This window comes from Pseudomonas sp. S30_BP2TU TE3576, from assembly GCF_050436025.1.
Lineage (GTDB): Bacteria > Pseudomonadota > Gammaproteobacteria > Pseudomonadales > Pseudomonadaceae > Aquipseudomonas.
This window is the reverse complement of the sequence record NZ_JBNDLK010000001.1, coordinates 5,566,550-5,582,910: the sequence shown is the minus strand read 5'-3', so window position 1 is coordinate 5,582,910 and position 16,361 is coordinate 5,566,550. Positions and strand designations below refer to the sequence as shown.

Below are 16,361 nucleotides of genomic sequence, written 5' to 3'. Positions count from 1 at the left end.
CGCGTGGCATAAAATTTGACTGGGACAGAGACATGGCCACAGTGACGACACCAATCGAAGTTTTCGACATGAAGACGTTACTGGCAGCGCTGAAGTCGTTGCGCAAAGGTGACTTCACCAAGCGTATGCCGGAAGACTGGACCGGCATGCCGGGCAAGATCGCCGACACGCTCAACGAAATCATCGACATGGCAGCCGACACCACCACCGAATTCGAACGCGTGGCGCGACTGATCGGCAAGCAGGGCAAGGTCGATGAGCGTATCGAATTGCCGATGATGAAAGGCTCGTGGCAAAAGATCGTCAACTCGAGCAATGCGCTCACCAGCGACCTGATCAGCCCGATGAACGAGATCATTCGTGTTGTCGGTTCGGTTGCCGAGGGTAATCTGAGCCAGCAGGTACCGCCGGTGCTCGACGGCCTGAAACTGCGGGGCCAGTTCCTCAAGTCCGCCGAGATCGTCAACACCATGGTGACGCGACTGGGCTCCTTCGCTTCCGAGGTGACCCGCGTGGCGCGCGAAGTCGGCACTGAAGGGATTCTCGGTGGGCAGGCCAATGTCAAAGGGGTGTCCGGCACCTGGAAAGACCTGACCGACTCCGTCAACGACATGGCCGCCAATCTGACCACCCAGATGCGCAACATCGCTTACGTGACGACCGCAGTGGCCAAAGGCGATCTGGGCAAGACGATTACCGTCGAAGCCAGGGGTGAGATTCTCGAGCTGAAAAACACCATCAACACGATGGTCGGCCAGCTCTCGAGCTTCGCTGCGGAGGTGACCCGCGTGGCGCTGGAGGTCGGTACCGAAGGCAAGTTGGGCGGCCAGGCGGAAGTGCGCGACGTATCAGGCACCTGGCGCGACCTGACCGAATCGGTCAACGGCATGGCGGCCAACCTGACCACCCAGGTGCGCAACCTCGCACAGGTGACGACGGCGGTGGCACGCGGCGACCTCGGCAAGAAAATTACCGTTGAAGCCAAGGGCGAAATTCTCGAACTGAAAAACACCATCAACACGATGGTCGACCAGCTCTCCAGCTTCGCCGCGGAGGTGACACGCGTCGCGCTGGAAGTCGGTACCGAAGGCAAACTGGGCGGACAGGCCGAAGTGACCGGCGTATCCGGTACCTGGAAGGACTTGACCAATTCAGTCAACGGCATGGCGGCCAACCTGACCACCCAGGTGCGCAACATTGCCGACGTGACGACGGCGGTGGCCAACGGCGACCTGTCGCGCAAGATCACAGCCGAAGCGAAAGGTGAAATTCTCCAACTCAAGGAAACCATTAATACAATGGTCGACCAGCTCTCGACCTTTGCCGACGAAGTGACACGCATGGCACGCGAAGTGGGGACTGACGGCAAGCTCGGTGGCCAGGCCAAGGTGGCGGGCGTCGGTGGCACCTGGAAAGATTTGACCGACTCGGTCAACAGCATGGCGGCCAACCTGACCAATCAGGTGCGCAACATCGCCGACGTGACGACGGCGGTGGCCAAAGGCGACCTGGGGCGCAAGATTACCGTGGAAGCCAAGGGCGAAATCATGGAGCTGAAGAACACCATCAACACCATGGTGGACCAGCTCAATAGCTTTGCCGCCGAAGTGACGCGGGTGGCGCGCGAAGTCGGCACCGAAGGCAAGCTCGGCGGGCAGGCACAGGTGCAAGGCGTGTCCGGCACCTGGAGGGATCTGACCGAAAACGTGAACTTCATGGCGGCCAACCTGACCAGCCAGGTGCGAGGCATCGCGAAAGTGGTGACCGCTGTCGCCAACGGCGACATGAAGAAGAAACTGACACTGGAAGCCAAGGGCGAGATCGCCGAACTGGCCGACACCATCAACGGCATGACCGATACGCTGGCGCTGTTCTCCGACCAGGTGACCTCGGTGGCGCGTGAAGTGGGTGTCGAGGGCAAGCTGGGCGGCCAGGCCAACGTGCCGGGTGCTGCCGGCACCTGGCGCGATCTGACCGACAACGTGAACGGTCTGGCCGCCAACCTGACCAATCAGGTGCGTGCAATTGCCGACGTGGCGACTGCCGTGACCAAGGGCGATCTGACGCGTTACGTGGAGGTGGAAGCAAAGGGTGAAGTGGCGGAATTGAAGGACAACGTCAACGAGATGATCCGCAACCTGCGGGAAACCACGCGGCAAAACGCGGAACAGGATTGGCTCAAGACCAATCTCGCGAAATTTACCCGCCTGCTGCAGGGCCAGCGCGATCTGGCGGCAGTCTCCAAAATGGTGCTGTCAGAACTGGCTCCGCTGATCAACGCCCAGCACGGTGTGTTCTACATGATGAACGAGAGTCCGCCCGACCCTGCGAAACTCAAACTGCTGTCGGCTTATGCGTACAAGGGAAACATCAATGTGAATGATGAGTGGCGGCTCGGCGAGGGCCTGGTCGGGCAATGCGCTTACGAGAAGCGGCGCATCCTGCTGACCGAGGTCCCCGGAAATTACGTCGCGATTTCATCGGGACTGGGTGCGGCGGCCCCGCTGAATATCATCGTGTTGCCGATCCTGTTCGAGAACAAGGTCAAGGCCGTCGTCGAAATGGCTTCGTTCACGCGCTACAGCATCATTCATCAAACCTTCCTTGATCAGCTTGCTGAATCGATTGGTATCGTGCTCAACACGATCGAAGCCAATATGCGTACCGAAGAACTGCTCAAGCAGTCGCAATCGCTGGCGCAGGAGCTGCAAAGGCAACAAGAGGAATTGCGCCAGACCAACGAAGAACTGGAGGACAAGGCCGGAATGCTGGCCGAGCAGAAAGCCGAAGTCGAGCGCAAGAACCGCGAAGTCGAAATCACCAAGCTGTCGCTGGAGGAGAAGGCGGAACAGCTGATGCTGACCTCGAAGTACAAGTCCGAATTCCTCTCCAGTATGTCCCATGAGCTCAGAACGCCATTGAACAGCTTGCTGATCCTGGCCCAGCAGCTCAGCGACAATGCGGAACACAATCTCACTCCCCGGCAGGTCGAATATGCCAGGACCATCCGTAGCGCGGGCAAAGACCTGCTGGAGCTGATCGACGAGATTCTCTATCTGTCCAAGATCGAGTCGGGTACGGTCACACTGGATCTGAATGAAGCGCTGTTCGCCAATCTGCACGACCAGATCGAACGCACCTTCCGGCCGGTCGCCGAAAGCCGGGGCCTCACCTTCACGATTGAACTGGCGCCTACCCTGCCCCCTGTCATCTGGACTGACGAAAAGCGCCTGTTGCAGGTGGTCAAGAACTTGTTGTCCAACGCGTTCAAATTCACTGAGCAAGGCAGCGTCAAGCTCAGCATCGCGCCCGCTGTGTCCGGGTGGAGCGTGGATCACAGCGAACTGAGTCGCGCCGATGAGGTGGTTGCCTTTGTGGTCACCGACACCGGCATTGGCGTAGCTGACAGCAAGCAGAAGCTCATCTTCGAGGCGTTCCAGCAAGCAGATACCGGAACCTCACGAAAATACGGCGGCACCGGCCTCGGGCTGTCGATCAGCCGCGAGCTCGCACACCGGCTGGGTGGTGAGCTGCGGCTGATCCCCGGTGAGGACAAGGGCAGTACGTTCGCGCTGTACGTGCCCTTGCGTACACAGGATGCCCAGCGTCCGGCGCCAGACGAATCAGCGACAGAAACAGTACCTGGCCAAGTCAAGCGCGATCTCATGTCAGGCCCCTCTGCTCAGATACTGGACGACCGCGAGTCTGTCCAACCCGGGGACCAAGTGCTGCTGATGCTCGAGGGCGACGCCCGATTTGCCGGCATCCTGCTCGAGGCCGCGCACCAGAAGGGGTTCAGGGCTATCGTCACGCCCCGTGGCGCGGATGCACTGGAGCTGGTCGAGCGCTACAAACCCGCCGCGATCACGCTGGACCCAGGCCTGGCGGACATCGACGGCTGGTTGCTACTCGAGCAATTGAAGCGAAATTTCGCCACGCGTCACATCCCGGTCCAGATCATCTCGATCGCTGACGACCGCACACGCGGGCTGCGCTATGGCGCTTTCGACTATCTGCTCAAGCCGGTCACAGCCGACGAGATTCAAAATGCGCTGGTCGGCATCGTGGCATTCGCACGGCGCAAGACCAGAAGCCTGCTGCTGATCGACGGCGACGAAGGGAACCGCGCCCGCATCCTCGATCTACTTGGCAACACCGACGTGAAGATCACAACGACCGACAGCAGCGCTGAAGCCTTGAAGAAACTGGCAGAGAAACGCTACGACTGCATGGCCATCAATCTCAATCTGCCCGACGCATCCGGTATTGGGTTTCTCGAGGCGTTGCAGGAAGACCACGCAATGCGTGAATTGCCGATCGTCGTCTATGGTGCAGAAACACTGACCAAGCCGGAACACGAGCGCTTCAGGACATTGCTCGGCAAGGGCGTCATCAAGGCCGTTCAATCCCCCGAGCGCATACTCGACGAAACCGCACTGTTTCTACACCGCGTCGTAGCCAGGCTGTCGCAGACCCAGCGCAGGATGCTGGAGAAACTCTATGAGGGCTCGGACAGTCTCGAAGGTAAAAAGGCCCTGGTGGTCGACGATGACGTGCGCAATATTTTTGCCCTGACCAGCGTGCTCGAGTGCAACAAAATGCTGGTGGCCACAGCCGAAAACGGCCGAACCGCCATAGAACTGCTACAGCAGCATCCCGATACCGACATCGTGCTGATGGATATCATGATGCCCGAGATGGATGGCTTTGAAACCATGCGCCAGATCCGTACATTCAAAAGATTTGAAACCCTGCCCATGATTGCGCTGACAGCCAAGGCGATGATGGGTGACCGTGAAAAATGCATCGAGGCAGGAGCATCGGACTATGTCAGCAAGCCGGTGGATACCGACCAACTGCTGTCACTGATTCGCAAATGGCTCTATCGATGACTCTGTACCGCGCTCATTGCGCGACAGCAAAGGTGGCAATGTGCGCAAGACCGGCTCGACTTTACCGGTGCTGCCGTTACGGCAAGATGCGCTAGCGCAAACCGAAGTGGCATAAATATGCAGCAGGAACCCCCGGTATTCAAAGAGAGAGCCCAGGTGCGGCAACCGCTCCCGCCTGATGGCGTGCCAGCCTCCGTGTTGCTGGTGGATGACAATCCCGCCAAGCTGACGGCGCTTGCCGCGGTGATTGCCGACATGGGCCTCGATATTGCCACGGCGACTTCCGGGCGCGAGGCGCTGCGCCTGCTATTGCAGCGCGACTTCGCAGTCATTCTGCTCGACGTGAAAATGCCCGTAATGGACGGTTTTGAAACCGCGGCACTCATTCACGGCCGCCCGAAGTCGGCCCACACGCCCATTATCTTCGTCACCGCTGAGGCCGATACGGATTCCGAGCGTTTCCGCGGTTATACGTCCGGCGCAGTGGATTACATCTTCTCGCCGATTGTGGCCGAGGTTCTTCGCGCCAAGATCCGGGTGTTTGTCGACCTGTTCTATCTGCAGCGCAAACTGACGATGCAGGCCGAAGAATTGCTGCAATCGAAGCGGCTGCTGCGTGAGCTGGCCGCCTATCAGGAGCACATCAAGGAAGAAGAGCGAAAGCGCATCGCACGCGACATCCATGACGAGCTGGGACAGAGTCTGCTGGCGTTACGAATCGATGTCTCCATGTTGCAGGCGCGCACCAGTACCATGCACCCCAAGCTCAACGAGAAGGCCAGCGATGCTCTGAATCACCTCGATTCAGCCATCCGCAGTGTCCGCAGTATCATCAATGATCTTCGGCCGCCCGTACTCGATCTGGGATTGCAGGCAGCGATCGAGTGGCAACTTGAAGAGTTCCGGCAGCGCAGCGCGATCGATTGCACGATGTCGGTGGACGACCAGGATTTGCGTTGCGATCTGAATGAAAAATCCGCCACGACGCTGTTCCGCATCGTGCAGGAATCGCTGTCGAATATTGCCCGGCACGCACAAGCGACACAGGTGCATATCGAACTCTACAGGGACGGTCGCCGGCTTTACCTGCAGATCAAAGACAATGGCATAGGCATGACTGATGGCAAAAAATTGAATTCGTTCGGCTTGGTGGGGATGAAGGAGCGCATCAACATGCTGGGCGGGGAGTTCACGATCGACAGCGCACCGGACAAAGGAACGAGATTAACGATATCGCTGCCATCCGACTGACCCGGATAGCATTGAAAGGCTATGGCCCGGGCCCATCGGGCGAGCCAACGACTGCAACCACCCTTTTGATGGCGGTGCAGCCGCCAACGGGTTTATTGGGAATGCTGAACTTGCCCGGGGAAATTGTTTAATCCAATAGTGACTAACAATTAGTGCTTATCGTGATTAGCCTTGTTGGAAAGTTCCGATTCTGCAGCAATACTCCACTCTGCTTTGAAAACCATTCGAGTATAGCGTGGGGCAATAAGTCATGAACTTAAGTGTCGGTGGGGTAAAAGCGTCTCGACTTTCGTTAATCAAGCGATGCCTTCGCCAGCCGTTACTGCACTTTTTAATCGCCGGTTTCGCACTCTTTGTGCTGTACGGAGGATTGCACCGTTCAGCGGTCAATCAAGATCCGCAACGCATCGAAATCACCCCTGAAGTTGTTCAGCGGATCGCGATTTCCTGGCTGGCACGATGGCAACGACCCGCATCGGAACTACAGATGCAGGGCATGATTGATGACTATGTGAAAGAGGAAATCCTTTATCGCGAAGCGCTGAAACTTGGCCTGGATAAAGACGACACCATCATTCGCCGCCGACTGGCGCAAAAAATGGACTTCCTCGCCGAAGATGTAGCGTCGCTTCGCGAACCGGCACCCAGTGTACTAGAGGCCTGGTACAAGCGGCATCAAGAGCAATATGCCCCACTGCCACTTGCAACTTTCCACCATCTGTTCTTTGCCCTGGACAAACGTGGTGTTGATACACAAGCCCAGGCTCAGGCTGCGTTAAGTGGCCTGACCGACAAAAACAGCGGTGAGGGCGATACGTTCATGTTTAAAAGCGCCTACACAGAGCAATCCCGAGATCAGGTGGCGCGGGTCTTTGGTTCAAAGTTTGCCACTTCGTTATTCGAACAAACTCCCGGACGTTGGGTCGGGCCTGTGGAGTCAGGTTTTGGCTGGCATTTGGTGTGGATCGATGCGCTGGCCAAGCCACCGGCACCGCCCTTCGAAACCGTGGCCCGGCAGGTCAAGTCCGATTGGCTGTCCGAGCAACGCAGCGAATCGAAACGCGCGAATTTCGATGCGCTCAAAGCACGCTATGAAGTCGTGGTGATGATGCCTGCTTCCGCCGGTGGCATTGCCGCCACACAAATGGAGCGGCAGTAATGAGACGCACGGTCTGGCTGCTGTTGCTGCTCGGGTTCATGGGGCTGACCGCCATGGCCCATGAGTCGCGTCCCGCGTACCTGGAACTCAATGAAACGGCCGCCGGGCGCTATGACGTACTGTGGCGCACGCCGGTGCTTTCAGGCATGCGATTGCCGATTGCGCTGCGGTTTGCCGACAGTGTGCGCACTGTCGTTGATCCGCTGGAAAGCACGCTGAACGATTCGCAGATCGAGCGCCGGGGCATTGATGCAGGCCCCGCCGGCCTGGTCGGGCAGCGTATCGAATTCATCGGCCTGCAAGCGAGCATCACCGATGTGCTGGTGCGCGTCTCGCGCCTGGACGGCAGCCTGACGACCACCCTCGTCCACCCTGCGCAACCCTGGATAGAAATCGCTGCCACGCCGGGAGCGTTCTCGGTGGCCGGTGCGTTTCTGGTCCATGGCATCCAGCACATTCTGGGTGGTTTCGATCACCTGCTGTTCGTCTTCGGGCTCCTGCTGCTGGTGGGTAATGGCTGGATGCTGGTGAAGACTATCACCGCGTTTACCCTCGCCCACTCCATCACCCTGGCGCTCGCAACATTGGGTGCGGTGCGGCTTCCCGGCCCGCCTGTGGAGGCGACGATTGCGCTGAGCATTCTGTTGCTGGCGGTGGAAATCGCCCGCAAGAACCGTGGCGACGTCAGCTTCACCCTCCAATGGCCATGGATGGTGGCGTTCTGTTTTGGCTTGTTGCATGGCTTTGGTTTTGCCGGTGCGCTGGCGGAAATCGGCTTGCCCCAACGCGACCTGCCGCTGGCGCTGTTCACTTTCAATGTCGGCGTCGAAATCGGCCAGTTGATGTTCGTCGCCGCCGTGCTGAGCCTGCGAGCGCTGTTGCTGCATTGTCGGCTGCCACGGCCCGCGCTCTTGTATGCCCGACCGATTGCTTCTTACGGGTTGGGAACGCTGGCGGCCTTCTGGTTTTTCGAACGGGTCGCGAGTTTCTGGGCCTGAACTTCACCTTGTCACTGCCGAATTCCGGAGACGTGGAATATGAAAACCCTTACACACTTCACCACGCCGTCACTGCTCGGTTGCGCCGTGCTGACTGTCAGCACATTGGCATTGGCGGAGGGCAACCCGGATCGCGAGGTTTACTTTGGCCAGACGCACTCGCACAGCTCCTGGTCGATTGATGCTTACCTGATCGGCAACCATCAGGTCGATCCCGAACAGGCCTACCAATACTCGCTTGGCATGCCGGTCAAGCATCCGATGGGGTTTGAAGTGCAGCTCAAAGGCCGACCGCTGGATTTCCATGGCGTGACCGATCATTCGGAGTACGTGGGCGTGATCGCGCTGGCCAATGATCCGAAGTCAGACTTCAGCAAACTGCCCATCGCGCAAAAACTGATTGCCAAGACTCCGGAGGATTTCAACCGGGTGTTCAAATGGATCGCCGGCAGCTTGAACAATCCCATCAAGGAGCTGATTGATCCGAAGGTGGCCGGCAACATCTGGCAGCAGAACATCGCCATCGCCGACAAGTATTACAAACCCGGCAAGTTCACCACCTTCGTCGCCTATGAATGGACCTCGGCACCCAACAATCAGAACATGCACCGCAACGTGTTTTTCCGCGACTCGAAGAAGGTGCCGGACCTGCCCTTCACGGCCCTCGACTCGAACAAACCCGAAGATTTGTGGGGCTGGATGGACGATCAACGGAAAAAGGGCAACGAGGTGCTGGCGATCTCCCACAATGCCAACCTCAGCAACGGCCTGATGTTTCCGGTGGACGTTGATGACCGTGGCCGCCCCATCGATGCGGCGTGGGCCGAAACGCGGATGCGCAATGAATCGCTCACCGAAATTCACCAGGTAAAAGGCACTTCCGAAACTCACCCCGAACTGTCGCCGACCGACGAATTCGCCAATTACGAAATCATGAGTTTCCTGATCGGCATCGACAACAGCACCTCGAAGCTCAATGGCAGTTACATCAGGCAGGCCTGGCAAAACGGCATGGCCTTGCAGGAAGCCCGCGGCTACAACCCCTACAAAATGGGCGTGGTCGGCGCCAGCGACTCGCACAACGGGGTGATTCCCTATTCGCAGAGCAACAACTTCGGCTCCCACGGTTTCACCGACAGCACCCCGGCGGCGCGTCTCTCCGGCAAACAGAACTCGGGCATGATGGCCCTGCAAACCAGCACCTCGGGGCTGGCCGGCGTCTGGGCTGAAGAAAACACCCGTGAATCGATTTTCGATGCCATGAAGCGTAAAGAAGTCTATGGCACCAGCGGTGTGCGCATCCCCGTGCGCATGTTTGGCGGCTGGGGCTTCGACGGCAGTTTGTGGAACGAAAAAGACTGGGTGCATGCCGCCTACGCCAAGGGCGTTCCCATGGGCGGTGACTTGCCGGCAAAACAGGGTAAACAGGCGCCTTCCTTCGTGGTGTGGGCCGTCAAGGATACCGACGATGGCAACCTTGACCGAATCCAGATCATCAAGGGCTGGACCAAAAACGGCCAGACCTTCGAGAAGATCTACGACGTCGCCTGGGCCGGTGATCGCCAACCGGACCCGGTCACCGGCAAAGTCCCACCGGTGGGCTCGACGGTCGATGTTTCCAAGGCGACTTACACCAATACCATCGGTGCCACCGAACTGAAAAAAGTCTGGGTCGATCCGGATTTCGATCCGGCCCAACACGCGTTCTACTACGCTCGCGCGCTACAGATTCCGACACCGCGCTGGAGCACCTATGACGCGGCCAAGCTGCAAGTACCGCCACCGTCCGACGTCTCGCCCACCGTCCAGGAGCGCGCGTGGACCTCACCGATCTGGTACACGCCGACAGCCGAGGACAGCAAGTCTGTCGCTGGCGGCAAAACCATCGATCAACTGAAAACCGAAGGCGCCAAAGCGCTCACCAACGAGCAGTTGCAAGCCTTCGTGGTGGGCAAAACCATCAAGGTGCGCAATACCGTCACCGGGCAAACGTATGAAATCGTCTATGGCACCGACGGCCAGCGCCTGGTCGCCAGCGTCGATGGCAAGCCGCCTGCGCAAGGGGAATACCTGAACATGCTGCATGGCGGTCAGTTCGGCGTGCCGGCCAAATACGAAATCAAGGACGGGCATCTGCTGACAACACTCGGCGGCACGCCCTTCGAGGCCACGGTATTCGAGCAGAACGGCAAGTACGTGGCGGCTCGCAGCAACGAATTCGGTTATGTGAATTACGAGGTTGAGGAGATCAAGTAGCGTCGAGGCCAGTACCGGTGCTGTGTATGCATCGGTACTGGCAGATTAATGGGCCGCCCCTCAGTCAGCGCGACCCAACAGCGAGGAACTCGCCCGCACCTGCAACTGCGGCGCAAGGATGATCGACTCGGCGGCCTCACCTCTGATGCGCTTGAGCAGCAACTCCACCGCATGCCGCCCCATCTGTGCCATCTGCAGGCGCACGCTGGTCAGTGGAACGATGAGTTCATTGGCTAGCGGGATGTCGTTGAAGCCGACGACGGCAATGTCCTTGCCCGGCTGCAACCCTTTGTCGCGTGCGGCGCCCATCAGGCCAATGGCAAGGAAGTCGTTGACCGCGAAAAACGCCTGCGGGCGTGGGTTGAGCCCCAACAGATACTCGCCTTGCTGGTGTCCGGTGTGGCTGTCGAAAGGACCATTGAGTATCCACTCGGGGCGCAGGGTCAGGCCTTGTTCGCGGTAATAACGGATGAACCCGCGGGTACGATCAGCCCCGGTGGACGCATGTCGTTCGCCAGCCAGGATCGCCACATCGCGACAGCCCAGCCGATACAGATGCTCAGCCGCCAACCAGCCGCCCAATTCGTCGTCGCTGGCCGCCGACAGATGCCCGGCAATCTGTCGGCTGACCAGCACGTAGGGAATGTTCTTGCGTGCAAGCAGATCGAGTAGGGGCTGGGTTTCACCCACATGCGAGTCACCCACGATCAGCCCGGCCACCGAGCGGCGCAAGGCGTGCTCGGCACGCGCCATCTGGCGCGGCTGCTGGTCGTCGGTATTGGAGACGAAGGTGAGGTAGCCGGCCTGCTCCGCCGCGCTGTCGATGCTGTCGTAAATGGTCGCCATTACCAGGTCAGTGAGGCGCGGCATGAGCACGCAGATCTCCTGGCTTTTACGCAATTTCAGGTTGGATGCCTGCGTGTTCGGCCGATAATCCAGCTCTTTGGCCAATGCGCGAATGCGCGCCACCACCTCGGCCGACGCCGCGCGCTCAACCCCGGTCGGGTCGCCATTGAGCACCCGTGACACCGTGGAGACGTGCAACCCGAGTGCAGTCGCCATGGACTTCAGGGTGGCGGGGCGGGATTGATTCGGCATGTCTGAGAGTCTTCCAACCGTGCATTATTCAGCGCGCGATTCTACCTCAATACAGCACCTCCTCTCGAAAAAAAACCTTTACCCAAACGATTGACTAAAACTTTTTCTGTCTCTACATTTCGCCAACCCAAACGTTTGGGTAACACAATAAAAATACGCCGGACGCGGCCGACTTTTTGACTTCTGCCAATCATTTGAAGAGTCAGATCCCTATGAACAGCGCAGCTATTCCGTCTTTCCGCTACCAGATTTTCTTCCTGATCATGCTGATGGCACTGCTCAACTACATTGACCGCGGCGCGATCGCCTATGCCTCGGCGAGCATTCTTCCGGAGTACGGTTTCGACAAGGCCGACTGGGGCAAGGTCCTGGGTTACTTCGGTTACGGCTACATCCTCGGGGCGTTGACCGGCGGCATCCTGGCCGACCACTTTGGCGCCAAGCGCATCTGGCTGATTGCGGGTGCCACCTGGTCGATTTTCGAGATCGCCACCGCGTTTGCCGGTGACCTCGGGCTGGCATTCATGGGCGGCTCGGCCATGGCCGGTTTCGCCACTATCCGCGTGCTGTTCGGCTTTGCCGAAGGCCCGGCCTACTCGGTGATCAACAAGAGTGTGGCCAACTGGGCCACGCCCAAGGAGCGCGGCTTCGTGGTCTCGGTTGGACTGCTCAGCACACCACTGGGCGCGCTGCTCACCGCTCCGGTAGCGGTAGGTCTGCAAACCCTGACTGGCGGCTGGCGCAGCATGTTCGTGGTGCTGGGCGTGGTCAGCCTGGCGTTGCTGATTTTCTTCATGACGCGCTTCACCAACACCCCCGATAAGAACCCGCGGGTGTCCAAGGCCGAGCTCGACTTCCTGCGACGGGAACGCGCAGCGGCAGCCAATGCTTCAACCCCGACCACTAGCGTTGCGCCGGTATGGCATTTCTTCAAGAACAAGGACCTGATACTCAATGCGGTCGGTTACTTCTCGTTCGTGTACGTGACGTTCCTGCTGCTGACCTGGACCCCCAAATACCTGCAGGACGAGTTTCACTACAACCTGTCGTCGCTGTGGTACATGGGCATGATTCCGTGGACCGGCGCCTGCTTCACCGTGCTACTGGGCGGCAAGATCTCCGACCTGCTGTTGCGCCGCACCGGCGACCTGAAGGTAGCACGCAGCTGGCTGGCCGCGACCTGTCTGCTGTTGACCACGCTCTGTTTCATACTGGTTTCGCAGGCCCAGACCGTGTGGGGTGTGATTGCCCTGATGACCCTGGCCAACGCCCTCAACGCGCTGCCCAACTCGGTTTACTGGGCCGTGGTGATCGACACCGCGCCGTCCAACCGGGTCGGTGCCTACAGCGGCATGACCCATTTCATCGCCAACACCGCTTCGTTCATCGCGCCAATGCTGACCGGCTACCTGACCGTGCGCTATGGCTACTCGTCGATGTTCGTGGCAGCGGCGGTAGCCACTGCACTGGGCATGAGCGCAATGCTGATGGTGCGTCCCGGCAGTCGGCAATCCAGCCCTTCCCCTTTATCCGAAGCAGTTTGATGGAGTTGTTTGTATGAGCCTGGCGGAACCTACTCATGTTGGATCTTTTTTTGGTCAATCGATCATCGCGCTGGCCGAACGCCTGCGCACGGGCAGCCTGACGAGCGTCGAGCTGACCCAAGCAGCCCTGGACAGCATCGAGCGCCTGAATCCGACCTTGAACGCCTTCGTTCATGTCGATGCACCCGTGGCGCTGGCCCAGGCGCGCAAGGCCGACGAGCTGTTCGCCCGGGGCCTGGACCTGGGCCCGCTGCACGGCATACCGGTGGCGGTCAAAGACAATATCGACACGTTCGACTATGTCACCACCTACGGCTCTGCTCATTTCGCAGGCTTCAAGCCGAGCCGCGATGCGCTGTGCGTGCAACGTCTACGCGAGGTCGGTGCGGTGATTGTCGGCAAGACCTTGACCCACGAATTCGCCTACGGCCCGACCGGCGACCGCTCGCTGCAGGGCGCGGCACGTAACCCCTGGGATGCCAGTTGCATCACTGGCGGCTCCAGCGCCGGCAGCGCCGCTGCGGTGGCCAGCGGCATGGTGCCGCTGGCGCTGGGCACCGACACCGGCGGATCGATCCGTATTCCGGCGGCGTTGTGCGCAGTGGTCGGCTTCAAGCCATCGTTTGCCAGTGTGCCGCTGGAGGGGGTGTTCCCGCTGGCGTCGAGCCTCGACCACGTGGGCCCGATCGCCAACCACGTCGAGGATGCACGACTACTGTTCGAAGTGGTGGCTGGGCGAGCTTGCGCGCCGCAGGCCAACCCTCGACCGTTGCGGGTTGGCTGGATCACCACCGGCAGCTTCGGCCCGGTCGACGCCGAGCTGGATCGGCAGGTATACCAGGCGGCACAGCAGCTGTTTGGCGAGGCGCTGCAGGATACTGCTGAACTGGAACCGCTGGCGGCCGGAATGAAAGACACCTTGCTGATGCTGCAACGCGCCGAGGCCTTCGATTTGCATGCCGAGCGCATGCAGGATGCACCGCACAAGTTCGAGCAGGAGGTGCGCGAGCGCCTCGAGTTGTCGCGTGAAGTCAGGGGCTGGCAATACATCCGCGCACAAGCCAGCCAAGCACGGTTCAAGGTGGCGATGGCGCGCTTATTCGAGAGCTATGACTTTCTTGTCTCGCCCAGCGTGCCGATTACCGCGCCAGCGGTCGATGCGCGCGAAGTCCGGATTGGTGACCAGGACATCGATGTGCGCACCGCGTTGCTCAGCCATACCAGTGCCTGGAATCTCACCGGGCTGCCAGCGATCAGCCTGCCGGTGGGGCTGGTAAGGGGGATGCCGGTGGGGCTACAGGTGATTGGCGCCGCGGGAGAGGATGATCGTTTGTTGCGGGTTATGGCGCAGCGATTCGTACGGGACTAGTGGGCCTGTAGCAGCTGGCGCAGCCTGCGTTCGGCTGCGCAGCAGTCGTAAACCCTGAGTGCGCGGTGGATCTGACGCACCGCATAGGCTGACTTTACGACTGCTTCGCAGCCGAACGCAGGCTTCGCCAGCTGCTACACGGATCGCGTTTTGGCTTAACTGATCGGCGGCCCGCTGTATGTCACGGATCAGGCGCACAGCGCCAACCACCAGCTGGAATGAATGTGCCGAGTGAAGACATGACGGCTTCATTGGCGAAAATATCCGGGGCAAATGGGTCCACCGATGATGGCAGCAGGCATTGACCGGTTTTGGCGGGGAGCGTTGAGCACTCGATTTTCCATGGAGTTTCTCCGGCGTGATGCCGGCCAAATGACAGTTCGCAGGCAAACAGGGAAGCAGGGTTTATTGAGCTTTCGGGTTGGCTGAGCTTTTCGCGCAAATGAGTGCCCGGTGTCAGCGGTGTGGGGCGGCTGGCGGCGAACAGAAAATAGTCCCCGGCCAATAGCAGACAGCCCTGACGCGATGGATCATCCATCGCTTGCAACCATTGGCCACGACAAGCGCCGAGGGAGTCGGGCAAGCGTTCCCATATTTCGTAGTAGCTTTCGTCCAGAGCGGTTTCGATCAGGCACTCACTGGTTTCAAAGTGCATGCGACCAATGTCTTCAGCGCCACTGACCGGCTGATAGTCCATTTTGCGATGCCATTGGCAAATGTCGACATCTGTCTGGGTCACCCCGGCGAAACCTTTCTGTTCACACAACGCCAGATGGTGAGAGTGGCTGAGTTCTTCAAGCGCCAGACCAGGGAGCGGATTGGAGGGGATTCGCAAGTCGGCAAACAGTCGTGGTGTCTGTAGCCAATACACGGCCGTTTCGCTGTCCGAACGCCCTGAGCGGTACTGGATCAAACGCCGCTTCCATACGCCAAGATAACGTTGCGCAACTTGATGCATTGATATCCCCTTTGTTATGCGTTGCGTCTGGGCAGTACCGGCAGTCCGAAATGGCGATCGTACAGTTTGTGCATCAGGTCTCCAAGCTCGATGTCGTCTTGACGGTTAGTCAAAGCGTGGGTGACCGCCTCTACTTCAGCGCCAAGGCCAGGCCGGGGTCGATGGCCTACTATAATTTAGTGTGGGGGGGGACCGTCGGAGGTGGCGCTATGCGTATCTTCAAGCAACTCCTGCTCTTGGTTGCGGGGCTTCTGGCAAGCGGCCTCTCCCTGGAGGCAATCAGCGGTGGCGGTCTCGATCAAAATCCTCACTCGGCCGTTCTGGTCAGTGGGCAGCCACAGCAATGCGGGCAATTCCAACATTTCAACAGGGGCCCGTTTCATATGCAAAACCGGCATTTCGTACCAATGCACAACCGGCATTTCGTACCAATGCGCAACCGGCATTTCGTGCCAATGGATAACCGGCACTTCGTACCAATGCACAACCGGCATTTCGTGCCAATGGATAACCGGCACTTCATACCGATCCACCGGATGAACAACTTCGAGGTGATCAGAGGGCCCGGGTTCAGCAATCAGCCCTTCGGTTCCAGGCACGTTCACTTTGTGCGTCAGTTCGATCCGCGGACGGGCCAGTTTCTGATTCGGGAAATTGTCTGGTGAAGCATGCCGCTCCAGAAAACCGGGCAACCCCTTAACTCTTGTGTAACCCACGATGATCCGGTTTTCATCCGCCGCATCAGTGAAGTTCGAGTGCATGGTTGCGTTACGCCAATGCAGCGATACGTTCTTGAAAGCGCCTGACTGAAGCCCATCGCGTCTACTGGACATTGG

10 protein-coding genes and 1 pseudogene are annotated in these 16,361 nt (G+C 59.2%); 7 read left to right on the top strand and 4 right to left on the bottom strand.

Annotation, left to right across the window (positions count from 1 at the left end):
* The first annotated feature begins 68 nt into the window (after positions 1-68).
* From ABIA48_RS25555 to ABIA48_RS25535, 5 genes are all read left to right on the top strand, one after another.
* Positions 69-4,892 carry a HAMP domain-containing protein gene (locus tag ABIA48_RS25555; protein WP_429492222.1) on the top strand — a complete coding sequence of 1,608 codons (4,824 nt, stop codon included), beginning with the start codon at positions 69-71 and terminating at the stop codon, positions 4,890-4,892.
* Between the two features lie 117 nt (positions 4,893-5,009).
* Positions 5,010-6,143: an ATP-binding response regulator gene (locus ABIA48_RS25550; protein ID WP_429492220.1), complete on the top strand. Its 1,134-nt coding sequence runs from the start codon at positions 5,010-5,012 to the stop codon at positions 6,141-6,143.
* Positions 6,144-6,393: 250 nt separating this feature from the next.
* Positions 6,394-7,302: a peptidyl-prolyl cis-trans isomerase gene (locus ABIA48_RS25545; protein ID WP_429492218.1), complete on the top strand. Its 909-nt coding sequence runs from the start codon at positions 6,394-6,396 to the stop codon at positions 7,300-7,302.
* Complete coding sequence (locus ABIA48_RS25540; RefSeq protein WP_429492216.1) at positions 7,302-8,300, top strand: HupE/UreJ family protein; 999 nt, start codon at positions 7,302-7,304, stop codon at positions 8,298-8,300. The genes ABIA48_RS25545 and ABIA48_RS25540 overlap by 1 nt, the downstream gene beginning before the upstream one ends.
* Positions 8,301-8,339: 39 nt before the next feature.
* Positions 8,340-10,556, top strand: coding sequence for a DUF3604 domain-containing protein (locus ABIA48_RS25535; RefSeq protein ID WP_429492214.1), 2,217 nt, complete (start codon positions 8,340-8,342; stop codon positions 10,554-10,556).
* A 60-nt stretch (positions 10,557-10,616) separates the two neighbouring features.
* On the opposite strand, the gene ABIA48_RS25530 is transcribed toward ABIA48_RS25535, so the two are convergent.
* Entirely contained in the window at positions 10,617-11,654 is a 1,038-nt protein-coding gene (locus ABIA48_RS25530) for a LacI family DNA-binding transcriptional regulator (protein WP_429492212.1), read from the bottom strand.
* 212 nt (positions 11,655-11,866) lie between these two features.
* Here ABIA48_RS25530 and ABIA48_RS25525 point away from each other — a divergent pair, with 212 nt between their 5' ends.
* Together ABIA48_RS25525 and ABIA48_RS25520 are read left to right on the top strand one after the other, a co-directional pair.
* Positions 11,867-13,198 carry an MFS transporter gene (locus ABIA48_RS25525; RefSeq protein ID WP_429492210.1) on the top strand — a complete coding sequence of 444 codons (1,332 nt, stop codon included), beginning with the start codon at positions 11,867-11,869 and terminating at the stop codon, positions 13,196-13,198.
* Between the two features lie 13 nt (positions 13,199-13,211).
* Positions 13,212-14,567: an amidase gene (locus tag ABIA48_RS25520; RefSeq protein WP_429492208.1), complete on the top strand. Its 1,356-nt coding sequence runs from the start codon at positions 13,212-13,214 to the stop codon at positions 14,565-14,567.
* 181 nt (positions 14,568-14,748) lie between these two features.
* Here the strand turns inward: ABIA48_RS25520 and ABIA48_RS25515 are convergent, their stop codons facing one another.
* From ABIA48_RS25515 to ABIA48_RS25505, 3 genes and pseudogenes are all read right to left on the bottom strand, one after another.
* Positions 14,749-15,525 carry a hypothetical protein gene (locus ABIA48_RS25515; protein ID WP_429492206.1) on the bottom strand — a complete coding sequence of 259 codons (777 nt, stop codon included), beginning with the start codon at positions 15,523-15,525 and terminating at the stop codon, positions 14,749-14,751.
* Positions 15,526-15,554: 29 nt separating this feature from the next.
* A pseudogene (locus ABIA48_RS25510) lies at positions 15,555-15,632 on the bottom strand (TetR/AcrR family transcriptional regulator); the annotation flags it as partial.
* A gap of 69 nt (positions 15,633-15,701) precedes the next feature.
* Entirely contained in the window at positions 15,702-16,358 is a 657-nt protein-coding gene (locus ABIA48_RS25505) for an OprD family outer membrane porin (protein WP_429492204.1), read from the bottom strand.
* Positions 16,359-16,361 lie beyond the last annotated feature (3 nt).